Source organism: Atopobium sp. oral taxon 416 (genome assembly GCF_018128285.1).
Taxonomy (GTDB): domain Bacteria; phylum Actinomycetota; class Coriobacteriia; order Coriobacteriales; family Atopobiaceae; genus Olsenella_L.
Genome location: NZ_CP072380.1, coordinates 2,384,749 through 2,402,303, shown reverse-complemented (window position 1 = coordinate 2,402,303; position 17,555 = coordinate 2,384,749). Strand labels below are relative to the sequence as shown.

Annotated in this window: 23 protein-coding genes and 2 pseudogenes; 16 read left to right on the top strand and 9 right to left on the bottom strand. The window is 55.0% G+C overall.

Translation table 11 applies throughout. The features are described from left to right. Positions 1–488: 488 nt before the first annotated feature. Positions 489–815, bottom strand: coding sequence for a glutaredoxin (locus J4859_RS12515; protein WP_212330225.1), 327 nt, complete (start codon positions 813–815; stop codon positions 489–491). An 860-nt stretch (positions 816–1,675) separates the two neighbouring features. Here J4859_RS12515 and J4859_RS17110 point away from each other — a divergent pair. From J4859_RS17110 to J4859_RS12505, 4 genes are all read left to right on the top strand, one after another. Continuing rightward, on the top strand, positions 1,676–1,798 hold the full coding sequence (locus J4859_RS17110) for a hypothetical protein (RefSeq protein WP_256436746.1): 123 nt from the start codon (positions 1,676–1,678) through the stop codon (positions 1,796–1,798). 291 nt (positions 1,799–2,089) lie between these two features. After that, positions 2,090–2,485: a flavodoxin domain-containing protein gene (locus J4859_RS12510; protein WP_212330224.1), complete on the top strand. Its 396-nt coding sequence runs from the start codon at positions 2,090–2,092 to the stop codon at positions 2,483–2,485. 33 nt (positions 2,486–2,518) lie between these two features. After that, positions 2,519–2,650, top strand: a complete 132-nt coding sequence (locus J4859_RS17105; RefSeq protein ID WP_256436745.1) for a hypothetical protein — start codon at positions 2,519–2,521, stop codon at positions 2,648–2,650. Positions 2,651–2,680: 30 nt separating this feature from the next. Further along, on the top strand, positions 2,681–2,932 hold the full coding sequence (locus tag J4859_RS12505; RefSeq protein WP_212330223.1) for a hypothetical protein: 252 nt from the start codon (positions 2,681–2,683) through the stop codon (positions 2,930–2,932). Between the two features lie 356 nt (positions 2,933–3,288). Here J4859_RS12505 and J4859_RS12500 read toward each other — a convergent pair whose 3' ends face one another. Then, positions 3,289–3,753, bottom strand: coding sequence for a DNA alkylation repair protein (locus tag J4859_RS12500; RefSeq protein ID WP_212335327.1), 465 nt, complete (start codon positions 3,751–3,753; stop codon positions 3,289–3,291). A gap of 321 nt (positions 3,754–4,074) precedes the next feature. On the opposite strand from J4859_RS12500, the gene J4859_RS12495 reads away from it, so the two are divergent. After that, positions 4,075–4,524 carry a hypothetical protein gene (locus tag J4859_RS12495; RefSeq protein ID WP_212330222.1) on the top strand — a complete coding sequence of 150 codons (450 nt, stop codon included), beginning with the start codon at positions 4,075–4,077 and terminating at the stop codon, positions 4,522–4,524. A 143-nt stretch (positions 4,525–4,667) separates the two neighbouring features. On the opposite strand, the gene J4859_RS12490 is transcribed toward J4859_RS12495, so the two are convergent. After that, positions 4,668–5,630 carry a plasmid pRiA4b ORF-3 family protein gene (locus J4859_RS12490; protein ID WP_212330221.1) on the bottom strand — a complete coding sequence of 321 codons (963 nt, stop codon included), beginning with the start codon at positions 5,628–5,630 and terminating at the stop codon, positions 4,668–4,670. A 227-nt stretch (positions 5,631–5,857) separates the two neighbouring features. Here J4859_RS12490 and J4859_RS12485 point away from each other — a divergent pair, with 227 nt between their 5' ends. After that, positions 5,858–6,502, top strand: a complete 645-nt coding sequence (locus J4859_RS12485; RefSeq protein WP_212330220.1) for a hypothetical protein — start codon at positions 5,858–5,860, stop codon at positions 6,500–6,502. Positions 6,503–6,524: 22 nt separating this feature from the next. After that, a complete protein-coding gene (locus J4859_RS12480) occupies positions 6,525–6,746 on the top strand; it encodes an IS30 family transposase (RefSeq protein ID WP_212330219.1) in 222 nt (73 codons plus the stop codon). Here J4859_RS12480 and J4859_RS12475 read toward each other — a convergent pair. Continuing rightward, complete coding sequence (locus tag J4859_RS12475; RefSeq protein WP_212330217.1) at positions 6,738–6,953, bottom strand: hypothetical protein; 216 nt, start codon at positions 6,951–6,953, stop codon at positions 6,738–6,740. The two genes, J4859_RS12480 and J4859_RS12475, sit on opposite strands and share 9 nt — an antisense overlap. Positions 6,954–7,000: 47 nt before the next feature. Here J4859_RS12475 and J4859_RS12470 point away from each other — a divergent pair, with 47 nt between their 5' ends. The 9 genes and pseudogenes from J4859_RS12470 (at position 7,001) to J4859_RS12435 (ending at position 13,266) form a co-directional block, all read left to right on the top strand. Beyond that, the gene (locus J4859_RS12470; protein WP_212330215.1) at positions 7,001–7,399 is read left to right on the top strand and encodes a M20/M25/M40 family metallo-hydrolase; all 399 of its coding nucleotides are present in this window, start codon (positions 7,001–7,003) and stop codon (positions 7,397–7,399) included. A 130-nt stretch (positions 7,400–7,529) separates the two neighbouring features. Continuing rightward, positions 7,530–8,723, top strand: coding sequence for a GH25 family lysozyme (locus J4859_RS12465; protein ID WP_249113826.1), 1,194 nt, complete (start codon positions 7,530–7,532; stop codon positions 8,721–8,723). A 33-nt stretch (positions 8,724–8,756) separates the two neighbouring features. Continuing rightward, positions 8,757–9,107 carry a hypothetical protein gene (locus J4859_RS12460; RefSeq protein WP_212330211.1) on the top strand — a complete coding sequence of 117 codons (351 nt, stop codon included), beginning with the start codon at positions 8,757–8,759 and terminating at the stop codon, positions 9,105–9,107. Positions 9,108–9,109: 2 nt separating this feature from the next. Then, positions 9,110–9,220 carry a hypothetical protein gene (locus J4859_RS17905; RefSeq protein WP_212330209.1) on the top strand — a complete coding sequence of 37 codons (111 nt, stop codon included), beginning with the start codon at positions 9,110–9,112 and terminating at the stop codon, positions 9,218–9,220. A gap of 154 nt (positions 9,221–9,374) precedes the next feature. Continuing rightward, a complete protein-coding gene (locus J4859_RS12450; protein ID WP_212330207.1) occupies positions 9,375–11,168 on the top strand; it encodes a phosphotransferase in 1,794 nt (597 codons plus the stop codon). 2 nt (positions 11,169–11,170) lie between these two features. Beyond that, positions 11,171–12,094, top strand: coding sequence for a DMT family transporter (locus tag J4859_RS12445; protein ID WP_212330205.1), 924 nt, complete (start codon positions 11,171–11,173; stop codon positions 12,092–12,094). A 195-nt stretch (positions 12,095–12,289) separates the two neighbouring features. Further along, positions 12,290–12,730: pseudogene (locus tag J4859_RS12440) on the top strand (hypothetical protein); the annotation flags it as partial. Positions 12,731–12,828: 98 nt separating this feature from the next. After that, positions 12,829–12,885: pseudogene (locus J4859_RS17900) on the top strand (hypothetical protein); the annotation flags it as partial. Positions 12,886–12,909: 24 nt separating this feature from the next. Then, complete coding sequence (locus J4859_RS12435) at positions 12,910–13,266, top strand: hypothetical protein (RefSeq protein WP_212330201.1); 357 nt, start codon at positions 12,910–12,912, stop codon at positions 13,264–13,266. 186 nt (positions 13,267–13,452) lie between these two features. Here J4859_RS12435 and J4859_RS12430 read toward each other — a convergent pair whose 3' ends face one another. The 5 genes from J4859_RS12430 to J4859_RS12410 all read right to left on the bottom strand — a co-directional run bounded on the left by J4859_RS12430 (position 13,453) and on the right by J4859_RS12410 (position 17,311). After that, complete coding sequence (locus J4859_RS12430; RefSeq protein ID WP_212330199.1) at positions 13,453–14,367, bottom strand: phosphorylcholine transferase LicD; 915 nt, start codon at positions 14,365–14,367, stop codon at positions 13,453–13,455. Between the two features lie 223 nt (positions 14,368–14,590). Beyond that, on the bottom strand, positions 14,591–15,076 hold the full coding sequence (locus J4859_RS12425; protein WP_212330198.1) for an integrase core domain-containing protein: 486 nt from the start codon (positions 15,074–15,076) through the stop codon (positions 14,591–14,593). A 488-nt stretch (positions 15,077–15,564) separates the two neighbouring features. Further along, positions 15,565–15,702 carry a hypothetical protein gene (locus J4859_RS12420; RefSeq protein WP_212330197.1) on the bottom strand — a complete coding sequence of 46 codons (138 nt, stop codon included), beginning with the start codon at positions 15,700–15,702 and terminating at the stop codon, positions 15,565–15,567. A gap of 452 nt (positions 15,703–16,154) precedes the next feature. After that, complete coding sequence (locus J4859_RS12415; RefSeq protein ID WP_212330196.1) at positions 16,155–16,430, bottom strand: hypothetical protein; 276 nt, start codon at positions 16,428–16,430, stop codon at positions 16,155–16,157. Next, positions 16,427–17,311: a hypothetical protein gene (locus tag J4859_RS12410; protein ID WP_212330195.1), complete on the bottom strand. Its 885-nt coding sequence runs from the start codon at positions 17,309–17,311 to the stop codon at positions 16,427–16,429. Before J4859_RS12410 ends, J4859_RS12415 begins: the two co-directional genes overlap by 4 nt. Between the last annotated feature and the right edge of the window lie 244 nt (positions 17,312–17,555).

The following is a 17,555-nucleotide window of genomic DNA, read 5'->3' as shown; positions in this document are numbered from 1 at the left end:
GCCGAACGGGCAGCTACCTATCGAGGCGAGTGGGTACGAGTTGACACGGCTGCAGGCGAGTGCCACGTCCCTGTCCACATGCCCCTTGGGGAATATCTTCCTTCAGCTGCTTGTGGTTGCGCTGCGTCTCCGATTTCTGGTTAGACTCCTGCGGATCACATCAGAAGATGCGGCAGCACCTCCTCCCAGGGAAACGATGATTAATGCCTATGCCGGCCGCGAAAGGCCACGTGGATGGTCCTTTCTGGCACATCATTGGGAATTAATCATCGTTTCCCTAGTTCTACCTCTCGGGACTCGGACTGTACCCTTTCTCGGTCAGGCATGAGGCAGGATGTACTGTCACAGGTCAGTTCTGCATTCCTCGGGAGGGGTGAAAGCAGATGCTGCTGCTCGTCTTCCGTCTTCCGGCAGAACGAATGGAAAAGAATACCGTCCGGACCTCGCGAAGAGTTCCGGACGATATGAGGAAGGGCTTCAGCAATCGATTAGAAACTGCAGTGGCCATCGAGCGTGCAGTGCGCGCCGGCTGCAGGAGCAGGATCTGCGGCAGGGGTTGGCTCTGCAACCTCGCCTTCCACGACGTGCTCCTTGAGGTAGTCGATGATGTCAGAAGACTCGTAGAGGGCCTTGCCGTCGATGAAGAGGCAGGGCACCTGGCGCTTGCCGCCGACCTCGATCAGGTGCTCGCGGTCAGCTTCGGACTCGTCGATGTTGTGGAGCGGCAGCTCGATGTCGTTTGCCTCCATGAAGGAGAGAACCTTGTGGCACCAGGGGCAGCCATTCTTGATGTAAAGCTCGAGATTCGAAGACATGAAATCCACCTTTCGTTCGCTGTTATTGGTCTTCTTGTTCCCGGAATCAGGAATTGGTATACACAGAGGAGCATTTTCATGCTTCGTCCATGGACGTGTGGCTCATGTCCGGATTCGCCCTGGCAGTTGGCCGGGTTAATATAGACCACCATTGGCCTCGGTCCTTGCCTTCCAGCAGTCCCTGAGAGGCTGAGGCATGTCGACAAGTGCGCCTCGTGTGCACATAGCTGCCTTCTGCCAGCTGTCCTGAGAGCATCGCCTTGCTGTCCTGCTTCGAATGCCTCGCCTGCTTTGTCCACAGGAAGCACGAGCGACAGTGGCCGAGCCACTTTGTCGCCACCCTGTAGAAGAAAAGCAAGAACTTCCCTGAGCCTTTACTGCATCGCATTGACAAGGCCGCTTCTCGCTGTCCTTGGACTTCTTTACCACGCTTGGTGTGTACTCAACAACGCCGAGTAAGGAAAGGATGCGCGCATACCCTGCATGGTTGTCGGCTACGACCCAAGAGCTGTCGGCGATGCCTGAAAGGGCAACCTTTAGCTTCGACTCGGTAGGCCTCCCGCGAAGTGTTGCATATTCGCTCCCCCGGCTCGCTTTGCACTCTGCGCAGACCTTGAGACTTGATATATCGCTTGAGTGCACAGTATAACCGTGGTCTGTGTGCCATCGCGCATCTGTACAGCCAACCTTGCCCTGCTGCCCGCAAGCAACTCGTCGAGGGCAAGCCCGTCTGCCTGACAGCAGACTGTGCCTGGGAGACTTCAGGGCAGATCCCACTACCTCAAAGAGCCTCATGCGCATGGAACCCATAAGGTCCTTAAGGCTCGCATGGCAGCTCTTCGTAAGCTGGTTTAAGCGACATGCCTGCAAGCGTGTCTTTTGCATACTTTGCCCCTGCGGTGGTGAAAAGCTTCGATATCGCTGTGACCGATCCCATCTTCGCCGAGAAGGTCCTGTCGCAGGAGCAACACTTCCATCTGTAATGGCCTTGTGCAGAGTGCCCCTTACAGAAGAGGTCTGCAGATCTATACCTCGGATATCTTTTGGGCTCACCTGCAAGCGCGGATCCTGCTATCTTCTTAGCGATGCCTATCTTCTCGATCCGCTGCAGTATCATTGAGTCCGGCCCTTCCGTTTCTCGATGTCTTTGTTTGGCGACATGCATTGTAGGCAAAGGCCCGGACAACATTGGGCCCTTCTCAGATCAATCGTGGTCTAACAGAGAGTTAATATATGTACACAACATATAGCAGTCACAGTGCAAGGAGGATCTCATGAAGTGCGCAGTCCGCTACTATTCCCGTTCCGGCAATACCCGTCTTCTCGCAGAAGCCATCGCAGACGAGCTCGGTGTGCCGGCAGTGTCTGTTGACAGCCCTGATGCGAAGCTCACAGGACGCACCGATGTCCTCTTCATAGGAGGTGCCCTCTACGTCTATGGCCTTGACAAGAAGCTTGTCTCCTTCATCCAAACGCTTGACGGCGATACGGTGGGACGTGCAGTTCTCTTCTCCACGACCTGGCTCTCGAAGCACTCCTTCGACCTTATGAAGAAGGAGCTCGAGGCACGCGGCGTCGTGGTTGCAGAGAAGACGTTCTATGCGAAGAACAAGCCGACGTCTGAACGCCTGAAGGAAGTCAAGGCCTTCGCGGACGCTATGGCGCGCTAAAGACGAGAAAGCTTTTGTTTCAGGGGATGACCTATGGGTTCTGTGCGTCCAGCCACGATGGCAGATCTGCCGCGTGCGATGGAGATCTACCGTGTGGCGCAGCAGTTCATGGTGAAGGCAGGAAACCCGTATCAGTGGGAGCCGGGCTTTCCGCCTGAAGAGTAGATAGCGCGCGATATCGCAGGACAGCACCTTATGGTCTGGACTGATGAGCTAGATGTGTCGCAGGGTGCCTTCGCCTTCCTCGCTGGCTCCGAGCCTGACTATGCAAAGATCCGCGAGGGCGTATGGCACGACGATGGAAGATACGACGTCGTGCACCGCTTCACGACAGCCGAGCAGGGAAGAGGCCTCAGCTCTGCCATGATGCGCTGGGCACTCGAGAGGGCACAGAGCGAGGATGTAGCCATTCGGGTCGACACCCACAGGGACAATATGCCGATGTGACGTCTCATCAAGAGCTGCGGCTTTGTCTATTGTGGCATCATCCATCTTGCGCATTCGGGAGACGAACGACTGGCCTTCACGCGCACATTTTGAGAGCGGTCCTGGTTAAGGGACTGAATATCTCCACACCCCGCGCACATGTGTGACGGAAGTAACGTGTTCGAGCTGTGGAGAAGACACTGCCTGATGTAGCCTTTGAACAGGGATAATGTGGTATTGGGTATAACTGATGTCGGCGTGAGATGCTCCCCCAACAAGTCCCCCAAAGGACTCTTAGATCCACATCACATCTTGGGAATCCTATATACTCCGGTGCTTTTGTTTCCTTGCACACCGGAGCATTTTCTTGTCGAAAATCAGAGCTCGGTGCGGATGTGTCGCAGATGCTTCTTCATGGCGGCAGAGATCCGCCTGCTGTCGAGTGCCTTCTGTATTGCTATGCGCTTCGTCTTCTGGGGAAGCTCTTTCTTTTCGGTGAAGGGCAGGGCAGTCTGCTCCTGCGTGACAAGAGCCTCTGCCACATACCAGCCGACCATCATCTCGACATAGTAGCGTCCGTCGTCTGCATCCTTTGTCCACACGAGATGCCCGGGCCTGAAATGGTCAGGCAGGGGATAGTGCATGAGAAGGAAGATGCCGAAGCGTTTCGTGTATTCATGCCATGATGCCATGTACTTCCTGCTCAGCTCCTTGAGGCGCTCAGGGGAAAGCTTTCTGAACGACTTCGGCGCAGGGGAGTCTGAGACGGCCCAGCTGTCGACGAAGGGAAGGAGACGTTCGAGCTTGTCTATCGTGCGATTGGGATCTTTCTCCTCGTTCAGTACGAAGGTATGGAGGAGGTATTCCTCTTAATAGCAGTGGGGAAGCTCCGAAAGGAAATCGCCTTTGCCGCCCGAGCGCAAGATCTCCTTCACAAGACGGCGGAGGTGTGACACGCGGACGCCGAGCATCGTTGCAGGGTTTGCCATCGCGACGACACGGGCATTGAACGTACGGTACTGGCTGTCCTTGTCCTGAAGTTCGAAGAATCGCCGCTCTATCCAATCGGACTGGTTGAGTCTACAAGCGGCCGAATATGACCTATTGCAAGAAGTATCAATAGGCTAACATTCTTCTGTCTAATAGAGAGGAAGAAGGAAGCCATGAAGAAGCTCACGCCTAAGGTACGACTTACAACCGATATCATCTATGCCATGTTCCTTCTCTGCACCTACCTGATGGGACACGCAGACCCTTATGTACATGCACTCCTGGGCATGCTGCTGATTGTTGCGGTCATGGTGCATGCGATGCGAGCTCATAAGAAGATTGCCGGCATGACACAAAACCTTGCAAACAGATGCGTGGATTTGTATACGAGGCTCGACTGTTGCACGGGGTTTGCGATGGCAGTCTTTCTGATCACAGCACTTGTGAGCGGCGCCTTCCTCATGAAGATGCGCATGGCGCAAGGCATGAGTTTCGATGAGGTGACAGGCACGGTAGCAGGCATCGTGCATATGTGCTTGGAAGTCCTTTTTCCCATCTGTGCTGTCGTGCATCTCATGCTCAATAAGGAAGGGCTTGAGAGGCTCTTCAGAAAGAGAGTCTAATCAGAGAGCCTTCTTCGGTCGCCTGGCATTGAGAGGCTGCTGACAGGCAATCGACCATAGTCGATTGAAAGAGCGGTCTGCATCGATTATGGTCGATGCAGACCGCCCATATGCATGCATATCTGCAGAGAGGAAACGGGTCTCTACTTCTGTGGGAAGGTCAGGACATCGGTTTCTCCTGTATTGTCTGCTTCCAAGCTATCCTCTCCATCTGCGTCGTCTCTTCCTCCGGTGTTGAACCAGCGCTGCATGCGGTCGTTGACTTCGTCGAGGTCGAAGGGACCATAGTTTTCGGTGTCGGCCCATTCCACGGCATCATCGTGGTCGGGGTTCGTGGCATCGGAGAGCGCTGACAGGAATTCCCTGAAGCCGAAGACGCCGCCGACATCCTCGGGAGGAGCTGCTCCTTCCCCTGCCGTGCAGCGGGGAAGCGTGCCGGGATAGGAACGGATCGTCTCTTCCAGATGGATAGAGTGCATCCAGGAGTCGCCGAAGTCGTATTCGTAGACAGCATTCTTCGTCCGTGGGAATATTTCGTCTATCATTATAGCTTCTGCATCGACCGTATCGTTCTTTAAGGTCGTGAAGGCCTCTCCTGGCTCGTCGGCATCTTCCTCGATCACGATCTTCTTGCCGTGGGTCGTGAGCCGAAATTCGAAGAGATGGGAGTCCTCCCAGAGGAAAGCAGACTGTATGATTTCATGGAACTGGCCGAACGTGATGTGTTGCGGCACGGCGATGTCGCGCCAGCACGTCAGGTCATGCCCGAGGTCGAGCTCGATGTGGAACTTGAAGGCAGAGTTCTGGGGTTTCTGCTGCTTTTCCGAGTCTGCAGCTACTGTCGCATAGATGTCCTGCTGGAAAGCGCTGAAGAGCTCCTTCATGAACGCTCCTGTGGTTGCTCCTGCCGGCGTGAGCTCCATGCGCTCGCCAGGACCCTTGGACACATGGATATAGCCGTTGTGGGCAAGATCGGCGAGTGCCTCGTCGGCAAGCCTATCTGTCGTAACCTGCTTTGCCTTGCTACCTTTGCCCTCTGTCTTCGATGTCAGAGCCAGATAGGTGAGCGTGAGCATATCGAGCAGATCCTTGCTGTCTGTGTCCATTGCACATACCTCCATTCTTCTATCTCTGTCATTCATGATAACGTAGGTTAAGAAGTTTGTGTCGGCGGATTAGCATTCTGAGTGCAACAGGATAGCCCCGCTCCACAGAGACGTGGCGCACTTCGGAAGGCTACGATATTGGTTGTCTCGATCAACGTCGAAAGCTAGAAGGAATACACCACTACAAGCATCTCAAGCCCACAGGAGAGGAACTGCATAGCCGAGCTGTGTGGCAGAAGGGAAGCTTCATCGGATTCATCGCGCGCAAGATCGGCAGGGACAGATCCAGCGTCTGCCACAAGATCGCGAAAAACGAGCGGCACAAACGCTTTAGCGGCTGCGTGGCCCAAAAGGAGGGCAGCTGCCCGCCCACGGCAGGGAAAGGCCGAAAAGGAGGCACTCAGACCCTGCGCTCGCTCATCGTAAGACGAGAGCTGGCCCCCCAAGCAGATAGGCGACATCTCAGGCTCGAGGGTGGCGGCAGGTGCGTCGTTGAGCTTCTCGACTATTCTGCAGTCAGGCCCATACCGCCACTCTCGAGTTGCCAGGTGTGCCACCATCTGCGCAGGAAGGAAAAGAGGGTCTGCAGCAAGAGGCCTAAGACCCAAGGCAAGGTCGAGATCTCACACAGCGTAAAGGATAGGCCCAAGCAGGCAGATGTAGGCTCGCTCCTCGGTGACTGGGCAGACGACACGCTTATAGAAGTAGGGCCTGTATGCCTGTTTGTGCTTGCCAACAGAGCGTCCAGGCTCCTCGTTGCGAGAAGATGCCACCACGACAGCGCCGATGTCTTGAAGCTTGAGCTTTTTCTGGACCGCTCCCTTAAGACAATCACCCCCGAGCGGGGCAAGCAGTTCGCAAGGCATGGCTAAGCTCACAAAGGCCCTTTGAGGCGTGCAGTTCTACTTCTGCGAGCTGCACCACCTATGGCAGAAACCGACGGTTAAGAACACTGACGGTCTCATCTGCGAGTTCTTGCCGAAGGGGACAGACTTCGGCAAGGTCACGGACGAGGAGGTGCAGCATGCGGTAGAGCTGATCTGCGACAGGCCAAGGAAGGTATCAGGCTACAGGACAGCCAACGAGGTCTTTAGGGAGATGGTGCACTCAGCTTGACAATCTGCCACCCGAAATATTGACCCAGGTTACGGCTGCGATGCCGCGGGGTATGGGGGCAGCGAATGCCTCGAGCGCAAAGCGGCCTTCTCCTGCCGTGGCGCACCTGATCTCTGCCATGGCTGCCCCTTCCTCCTCCAGATCTTCGGTCACCCCACCATAGGACAGAGCCCTCCATTTCGGGATAGCGACAACATGGTTCGGCATGCCTGGAGCGCTCCAGATTCAGAGACAGCAGGAGGGAAGGGGCAGCCATGGACAGCGCATTCTGGGACGAGATCGTCTCTCTCTGCCACGTGCTTCATGCCCATACCGAGCTCTCGGGCAGAGAGATGACGACGAAGGAGCGGATCAGGTCCTCCCTCTCTTTCCATACCTCTGCAGCACTCGCTGACTACGGCAGCTGGCTCTCGGCGCGCTTCTGTCCTGAAGGGGCGGAAGTTGCAGCGCCTATCGCATTCCATGCCGATATGGATGCCTTGCCGATAGACGAGACGATTGAGCTTCCCTATGGCTCCGTGGTGCCTGGTGTCGCGCACAAATGCAGTCATGACGGGCATACGGCAGCGCTTGCCGCCGCTGCCCGCCTGATCGAGCAGAATGCTGCTATCGAGTGTCCCGTCTGCCTTGTCTTCCAGCCGGCAGAAGAGTGAGGTGGACCCTGAACTCCGCACAGCTAGGCAGTGAGCCTTGCTGTATATCCCATGGTATGGGACTGAATGGGCATATCTGCCTGCTAGCATGGAGGCATTGCCTATGATTGTCAATATCTGATTGGACATTGTGATGCACTACATTCCCGAGCATATGACCTACTCGCCCAAACGTGAGCTCATGCTCCGCATAAGCGTTGCTGCTGTCGTGGCCTCGACCCTTGCCTTTGTGTGCCCGGCTCTGGCTGCCGAACCTGCCGTCTCTAGCAGTCAGACCACCACAGAAGCGGCATCGGCAGAATCCGATAGTGTCGGCGTAGAATCCACCTCTGCCAGCGGGACGGTGCAGGAAGAGACGAAGAGCACTGCCTCTACCACAGCTGAAACGACCAAGGATTCAACAGCCTCTTCCGAGAATGAGATGGGCGGCGACAAAGCTCCCGCTTCTGCAATCTCCACATCCAAGTCTTCTGCTGCTTCCACGGCCACGTTCGGCTCAGACCAGCAGGCAGCAGAAGAGATGGAGAAGAAGGACAGGATCGCTGAATCTTCTCACTCTGCTGCTACTGAAGAGGAAGCGATGGATGTTTCTGCGCAGAGTTCTTCTGAAATTGCTGCATCTTCCAACTCAGCCACGGCCGTTCGCCATGCAGCACTCCTTGCCTCGACTGAAACGGAAGAGAAGACCGTCCTCGACGGCATAGACATCTCTAATTACCAGCGCGGCATCGATGTCGCGAATATCTCTGCCGATTTCGTTATCGTGAAGGCCACGGAAGGTACGACGTATCTCTCGCCCCAGTTCAAGACACAGGCAGATGCTGTGCTCTCCTCCGGGAAGCTTCTCGGCATCTATCACTTTGCACGTACTGGAAGCACGGCTCTCGAACAGGCGGAGTATTTCGTCAAGTACATCAAGGACTATCTCGGCAAGGCTGTGCTCTTCCTGGACTGGGAGAATACGTCCTCCAGCGACATCGAGGCAGAAGGCACAGGTTGGTGCAAGCAGTGGCTCGATGCAGTCTATGAGATGACGGGTGTGCGTCCGATCATCTACATGAGCAAGAATTCTGTGCTGACGCATGACTTCTCGAACATCGCATCCGACTATGGGCTCTGGGTTGCGCAGTATGCCGATATGTCCCGCCACGACGGATATCAGGAAGATCCATGGGTGAGTAGCAGCGATTATGGTTCCTGGAAGAGCGGTCCTGCCCTCTTCCAGTACTCGAATACGACCTATCTTTCCGGCTGGGATGGAGCGCTGGATGTCGATAAGTTCTACGGCACAAAAGAAGCATGGATGAAGTATGCGGCGCAGTAGAACACGGATACCGGCTGGAAGCTCGAAGATGGGGTGCTTCACTATTATGATGCAAAGGATGTGAAGCATACCGGCTGGCTGAGCTGTGCAGATGGACAGAAGTATTACTTCTCGTCGGACGGCGAGCTCGAGACAGGCTGGCAGGTGCTCGATGGATCGCACTATTACTTTGCAGACGATGGGCACATGGCAACCGGCTGGTCCGATGTGGGTGGAATCAGATGTTACTCCGGAACCAATGGCATCATGAAGGTCGGCTGGCAGGAGATCGGCGATATTCGGTATTACTTCTACGGTTCGGGAGCAATGGCAACAGGCTGGGGTTATATTAATGGCGCCTGGTACTGGTTCACGCCGTCAGGGCGTATGGCACCGGCTGGATAGAAATGAATGACACGGCCTACTATCTGAGCGCAGGCGCTGCGATGGTCACGGGGTACCAGACCATAGACGGTACGACCCATTACTTCTCCTCGAACGGATCGCTTATCTGGTAGAGACATAGGGAAGAGAAACATTGTACGGAGCCGGGATTGCTGGGCAGGTGTGCTCTGCAACCCTTATTGTACAAATTTTCAAAATAGCAAGAAAAAATGAACGTTCAATAGTATGATGAAACAGTTAAAAACGAACGCAGACAGAGGGGCTGCCATGGCGCTAAAGCAAAAGGAATTCGAAGTACTCTATGAGTTGAGCAGGGATGCATCCAGGCCGAGCCAGAGGCGGATAGCAGAAAAGACCGGACTGTCTTTGGGCACTGTCAACAAGACACTCAACGAGCTCTCCGAGAAGCAGCTCGTGGAAGAGGGGAGCATCTCTTCGAGAGGCCTTATTGCGCTCGATCCATACCGCGTGGACAATGCTGTCATCATGGCAGCGGGACTTTCTTCGCGCTTTGCGCCCATCTCCTACGAAAAGCCAAAGGGCCTTCTGAAGGTCAGGGGAGAGATCCTCATAGAGCGCCAGATACGCCAGCTCAAGGAAGCAGGCATCGACGATATCACGGTAGTGGTTGGCTACAAGAAGGAATATTTCTTCTATCTCAAGGAGAAGTTCGGCGTACGCATTGTCGTGAACCCCGAATATGCCACGCGCAACAACAACGCTACGCTCTGGCGTGTGCGCACTATCCTTGGCAATACCTATATCTGTTCCTCTGATGACTACTTCACTGAGAATGTCTTTCGGGACCATGTCTACAAGGCTGAATATTCCGTCATCTATGCGGCGGGTGAGACCGACGAATGGTGTATCGAGACCGCTGCAAGCGGCAGGATCACAGGTGTTACGGTCGGCGGACATGATTCCTGGATCATGCTCGGCCAAGTCTACTTCGACCGGGAGTTCTCGAAGAGATTTGTCTCCATCCTCGAGGCGGAATACAGCAAGCCGGAGACTGCCGGAAAGCTCTGGGAGAGTATCTACCTCGATCATGTCAAAGAGCTCGACATGCGCATCAGGAAGTATCCTGCCGGCGTCATCAACGAATTCGATTCGATAGACGAGCTCAGGGATTTCGATCCTGCCTTCATGGAGAACGTGGACTCGAACATCCTGGACAACATCGTGTCGGTCCTACATTGCAGCAAGAACGAGATTCGCGATTTCTATCCTCTGAAGCAGGGCCTCACGAACCTTTCTTGCCACTTCAGCACCGATGAAGGCGAATACGTCTATCGCCATCCCGGTGTCGGCACTGAGAAGCTGGTGGACAGGCATTCCGAGGAAGCAGGGCTCAGGCTTGCGCAGAAGCTGGGCCTCGACGAGACTTTCATCTACGAGGATCCCGATGTCGGCTGGAAGATCTCCCGCTTCATCCCGAATGCGAAGAGTCTCGACCCTATGGACGACGAGCAGCTGAAGACGGCCATGGAGATGTGCCGCAAGCTCCACGAGAGCGGAGCGCATCTGGACAGGAAGTTCGACTTCTTCGAAGAAGGCAAGCGCTATGAGTCGCAGCTCAAAGAGCGTGGGCCAATAGATGTTCCTGGCTATGATGAGCTTGGGCGCAAGGCTGAAAGGCTCCACGATCTTCTGGAGAAGGATGGCTATCCGAAGTGCGTGAACCATAACGATTTCTTCTCCCTCAACTTCCTGATCGACCAGGAAGGGCACTACAGCCTGATTGATTGGGAGTATGCAGGCATGTCAGATGTGGCAAATGACTTCGGCACGTTCTGCGTCTGCTGCCAGCTCGACCGCAAGAGGGTAGACCTAGCGCTTTCCTACTACCTCGGCCACAAGCCGGCGCTGGAAGAGCGCCGCCATTTCTGGGGACAGATGGTCCTTGCTGGCTGGTGCTGGTATGTCTGGTCGCTCGTGAAGGAAGCCGACGGTGAGAATGTGGGCGAGTGGTTCTACATCTATTACAGCTATGCTGCCGACTATATCGACGAGGTCCTTTCCTGGTATGGCGTGAAGGAAGAAAGCAGATCGGAGGAATAGCCATGAAGTATGGACTTATGAGTGGCATTCTCTGGGGCATCGATACGGTCATCCTCGGTATTGCTCTGGGCATGGTGCCCTTTGTCGGCGCAGTAGAGGCAACGGTTGCGAGTGCCTTCATGCATGACGCGACCTGCGCGATTCTGCTTTTCATCTTCATGGGTGTCCGCGGCAGGTTGAGGGACACGGCAGCAGCACTCAAGACCAGAAGCGGCAAAGTTGTCGTCCTCGGTGCACTTATGGGCGGACTCCTTGGCATGAGCGGCTATCTTCTGGCCATCGGTAATATCGGTGCGGGCTATACCGCAGCGATATCTGCCTTCTATCCGGCTTTCGGAGCATTTCTCTCCTATATCTTTCTGAAGGAGCGTATGACGCCCAAGCAGATTGCTACCCTGTTCGTTGCGCTTCTGGGCATCATGGTGATGGGCTGGAGCTCTGCTTCTGCCGATGTCCCAGGGGACCCGCTTCTTGGCATCCTGGGAGCCCTTGTCTGTGTCATCGGCTGGGGCTCAGAAGCAGTCATACTGGCATGGGGCATGAAGGATGACTCTGTCGATAACGAGACAGCGCTCCAGATACGTGAAACCTCGTCTGCTCTGATGTATGCAATTGCCATCGTGCCTCTTGCGGGTAGCTATGGCCTGGTATTCCGGGCGCTTCCCACAGCCTCCAACCTGGTGTTGATTGTCTCTGCGCTCGCTGGCACTACCTCCTATCTCTTCTATTACAAGGGGATCGACGCTATCGGTCCTGCAAAGGCCATGGCGCTGAACATCTCATATTCGGCTTGGGCCGTGGTATTCGGAGCTTTGACAGGAGCCATTCCGGGGCCTCTCGAGATTGTCTGCTGCATCGTGATCATCTGCGGTACGGTTCTTTCCGCCACGCCTGACTGGAAAGCAATCCTTTCCCCCTCGCGTTGATGCATTGGCATCGAAGATATCTGTCTATCTATGCTGCAGGGCAGGCATCCATCCAGAGGGGATGCCTGCCCTGTTTTCTTAGCGCCTGTAGAATCAATATGTAGGAGCAAGAACGAACATAGGATTGAGGCGTTTCAAACATATGTTCAGCTGCGTGCAAAGGAAGATGCTATGTAGAAGAACACATCATTGTCGATGATGTTCGCAGCAATCGCTGCTGTCACGCTCGCATTCAGCATGATGCCGGCGCAAGCACGGGCATTCACGCTCGATGCCAGTGCTGCGGTATATGTCACCCGCTACGGGTATGCCTATCACATCTACAGAGACTGTCCGACATTGAGCGGCCACGTTGTCACGAGCATTGCATTTGGAAATCATGGAAGCAGGGATGTCTGCAATATCTGCGAAGCGAGGTGCGAGAGGTCTGTCGGCAACAGCGGCCAGCAGCAGAGCGTTGGATGGGTCGCTTCGAATGGCGGATGGTGGTACCGCAATGCGGACGGCTCATATCCCACAAGCTGCTGGCAGAAAATTGCTGGCCTCTGGTATCGCTTCGATACCGAGGGATGGATGCAGACCGGCTGGCTAAATGATGATGGGACGTGGTACTACCTCGCTGGTTCTGGAGCGATGTGCAGACCGGACGGCAGCTGTTGGGTGGATCTTGGCACTTCTTCTCCTCTTTTGGTGCCATGCAGACCGGCTGACTCAATCTCAAAGGCACCTGGTACTACCTCGCCGGTCCTGGAGCTATGGTGACAAGATGGCAGTATATCGGTGGATCCTAGTACTACTTCGATGGTGGCGGGGCGATGTATGCAAACTGCTGGTGCGAAGACTACTATCTCGATGCAGCCTCAGCGATGTTGACGAATGCCTGGATGTCGGACGGATACTATGTAGGCAGCGATGGCAGGTGGATTCCAGCTGGTAGTGACAGCAGCCATGAATCGATTCTTGCGGATTATTCCGCTGGTATTGCTACAGCCACGCCGGGGCTCATTGCTGAATACAATGCCGAGTATTCGGTTTATTCTACGATCGAGGGCAGGGCAAAACTCTGCAATGGAGAGGTTGGCAAGTTGGCGAAGATTTACAACGATGGCATAGGCGAAATGGCAAAACATCATTTCGTGGTGGGAGACTCTCACAGTACGTATGGAGCGTGAGCCGGAAAGCTGCAGGATGCCTATATAAAATATGGCCAGTAGATTCAGGATGTCTATGCCGCTTCCTGTAGTCGATCTTCTGTGAGCTATGCAGCGTTGGCGTAAGACGGAGAGGGGCTCCCATAAGAAGCTCCTCCTCATCTGAGATTATGTGTTAGCTTGCCTTGAAATCGGAGAATATGTTCTTCAGTAACGTCCGAAATCAAGAACAGCAGGGTGATGGTTTTTCCGCTCCTCTTTGGGCGGCAGCTCCATGTAGTTGCCATAGCCTCGGGTCAAAACGGCATCATATTTGCCGGGTACGAATATGGTCGTATCTTCGAATGAAACTTCATGAAGTGGCAGCAGTTCATCTCTGCTCATCTCCCATTTCTCTGGGAAGCGATCAGTGAAATCTATGAAGATATCTGATGGCTGGTCATCGTACTTTGTCGCATTCTCTTCCCATTTCTGACAGATCCACTTCTGTGGTACATGGAAAAGGACAAGCAATCCATGTGCCAGACCACACAAGGCGAGCACCACTTTCTCTTTCGGACCATTGAAGCTGATGTATGGGCGAGCAGTGCCGCGAAGGAAGGTGAGCCTACCCCAAACCCAGGAGCTCCGGCACTGCTTGCGGAAAAGAGCATCGTCCATCACGCGATTGTCGAATGCAAAGATATCGATGCGAATGGGATAATGATAACGGCAGTGCTTGAAGGTATCTGGAATCATAAGTGTATCCTTGAGGGCCAAAATGGAGATGTTGGCCGGATAGTCCGGGTTCGTCTTGTAGTTTACAAGCTCAAATTCGTCACCGAGAAGCTTCGGGCCCTCTCTGAGCAGGAGTTCGTAGTCACTACGCAAGAGCCCTACATCGGCATCGTCGTCCCAAGGAATGAATCCATAATGGCGGATGGCACCTATTGCCGTTCCGCCATATGCGAAAAACTGTATGCCAAGCTCATCGCATACCCGCCTGAGCTCCTTGATGAGCTTGAGGAGAAGGCTCTGCACATGCTTGAGCTCTTCTGGATCGGAATAATCTACGAACTTCACGGCCGTATTCACGCTTTCTGACGGGTTGGGTCTGGTGTGGCTGGCTGCTAAATCTTTCAATCTAACAGCCTAGATAACGGGTGAATCTGGTGCTTCACAGGCATATCCATAGCCAACATGCAAAAGCTACCTCAACTGGTAGGTCTACCTCTTCCAGGTCAACCAAGCCCGTGGTCGGTGGCCTGAAACTGCAAGAGTGGTTCGCCATATGATGATGGTCGATACAAGTTTTCACAGCCCAACGCAGGTACACTATCACCTGTTATCTAGACTGTTAGATCTTTCAAAAAAACTTTATGCTTATTGTACATGCTCTTGTAATTCTGAAGATGGGATTGAAACCTTTTCTCGATGAGTGTCGTCGTCGGGCGAAAATGTCACCCTCTCCTAGCTGCATTCTCTCCTGACATCTGCGACAGGAGATGCTGCAGCCCCCTGCGGTCCGGTGCCGACGATTGAGCCCTGTCAATATAATGGACAGAGGAATCTCAGATTCTATGCGGTCTGCATCGCCTTTGGATCGTACGCAAGGCCTCTCGAGGCGCTCGAAGAACTCCTGCATCACCTCTGCCGGCACGCGATCTCCTATGGACTTATGCGGGCGGAAGCGGTTGTAGTATGACTCGATAAACTCGTGTGCCTTGTGCTTGGTCGTGGATGCGTCTAAGAGGCGCTTGTGGTAGTACCACTCGTTCTTGAGCGTGGCGAAAAGCGATTCGGCGAGCGCATTGTCGTGGCAGCTTCCGGTTCTCCCCACGGAGAGCCTCACGTCGTGTACGGCTGAGCAGGCGGCCAGCTTTGAGCTTATGTACTGGCTGCCTGGGCTGCTTAGAATATGGCCCCTCCGGCCACGTATCCGCGCGAATATGCCATCTTCAGGGCAAAGACGACAAGCCCTGCCCTCATGTTGTCCTGTATGCTTCAGCCCACCACCATGTGTGTGCACAGATCGTGTGCGACGGCGAGATATATAAAGCCTGCCGTGGTCCTGCGATAGGTTATATCGCCCACGAGCTTGGCTGTCGGGACAAGACACGAAAAGCCGCACCGGGTGAGGGCGGGGCGCTCGGGGGTATCAGGTGCGGGCAGCGTCGTTCTCTTGGAGGCATTGGATCAGATGCCGCCTAGCCCAGTTCAGCCATGCACCTGCGCACGCGGTAGCGGGTCGTGCCTGTAAATTATGCGTAACTTTGGATCTCCTGTGAGCTTGGATCAGACCTTGCAAAAGCTAAAGCGCCTGTCGCTTTCCTCCCATATCTAGAGGATGGCTTCCTTGATAGGACCCCACGGGTCCTCACCGCCTTTGGCCTTGAGCCATCTGTAGAAGTGAGCCCTGCTCACCTCAAGTACGCGCTCCATCATCGAGACGCTGTAGGTTGCCCTCTTTGCCAGCATGAGCTAAAACCTGTCCTTCAACAGAGGCTTCCGGCAAAGAAGGCTGCCTCTTTTTAGGAACTTATTCTCGCTCTCGAGCTCATGCATGCGCCTGTTGGCCCTGTCGAGCTGCTTGTGCTCGTCGGTCCTTACCTGGGTCACCCTTTTGGTCTTTGAGTGCTTGATGATCCAGTCGTTTAAGGTCTTGTCACTGGCCTCAAGCTTCGCGGCGCATCCTCTGATGCTCTTCTTCGGGTTGGCCTCACGTGCCTTCCTGTAGTACTCGACAGCCTCAAGGCAATACTTCTTCAGTGTAGTGTTTGGGTGTTTCCGGCTTCGTGCGGGACTTTGCCTTCTCTATCTCGCTTGCGCTTAGCGACATCTCATCTCTTCAATCTGCTGGTGTTGGTAGGTGGGTATCTGGACAGAGCATATCTGTTGCCAGTCCCTGAATCCCCCTGTCCACCAAAAGATTACAGCTCAGATATGTCTGCGGGCTCTCTCGGGGAGATGGGCCTGCATCCCCATCTCCTGCCAGAGCGCTCGACATACATCTCTTCCGTCACCGCATCCACATGGACATCCAACACAGTGCCGTCCGGCACCTCGAGCACCACTCCGTCGGCATCTGCCATCATGTACCGGGCGCCTCCGTACGAGACCGTGCATCCATGGGACACCCTCGTCTCCCTCGTACGGAAGATGCGGCTCAGGTCGGTCCCTTCGGGCAGCGGGATGAAGTCGCTCACGGGGTCGCGCGGAGGATACGAGAATTGAGCTTGTCGTAGCTGTCTATCCCGAACCTCACGGCGTCGGTGGGCAGGCGCATCTGGGCTGTCGAATTGTATCTCTCCACCCTCTCCTTGGCCTGGGGCGATCTCGCGAAGATCATGCGGATGCCCAGGTCGCGCATCATGAAGGCGAACTGGGTCGGGGATCCGTCCTTCAGCGCCCTGAAGACGGAGTCCTTGTCCGAATACATAGATCTTAGGATGCCGTGCCTGCTCACGGTCTCGATCATCATCCTCGCATGCATTCGGTCTCCATGAACCATCCGCCGAGGACGGACGTCGTCGCATCGTCCACTCCGAGATGCTCGGCACCAGCTCTCGCCGGTGCTGAGCCAGTCGTAGGGTGTGGCGTCCACCTGAGCCATCATGCCCATCCGGGGCAGGGGCTCCCTCATGGGATGCTGCCTGCCGTCCGCATCTCCCCTCTTCCCTGTGAAGGCAGGGGACCTCCAGCCCTCCTTCGCGAAGAGCTCCCTGAACCATGTGGGCCCCCGCATGCAGAGCCCGTAGCGCTCCACGTCGTTTGCCTTCTCGGGGTTCTCCAGGACATCCTCGATGTAGATGTCCTTAAAATGGGCGATCGTCACATTCGGATATGGCTCCTTGAGCTTCCGGAGATAGGCGATCTCCTCCGGCCTCGCCGCATTGTGGGGCCTCGATACGGAATTGCCGTGCGCGAGGGCCGCAGCCTCGCCGGACTCCTCCAGGCTGTGCGAGAGCCGGATGAGCTGTTGCTTGCTGTATCCCGTCTCGAGCGCTATCTCCGAATATGTGATCCCTGCGCCATCGGCCTTCTGCCCGAGCAGCCAAAGCGCCTTCTCTTTCGTCGCCCTGTCCATCGCCGGCTCCTTCCGTTCCGTGATGGACCGAGCTTATTCCAAGGCGAAGGTGGTGACATTTTCGCGCAACGAGGGGGTGACATTTTCGCCCGACGACGACAACCTTTTCTCGATGAGACCAAAATTCTAGAGATTCCGGTCGTATGAATGTCGATTGTAGAATGCCTTCAGCTGCTATAGTTTCACAAGCCGAAGAGGTCATCCTCTATATGGTGTAGAGATATGCGCCGAATAGTCCGAGAGA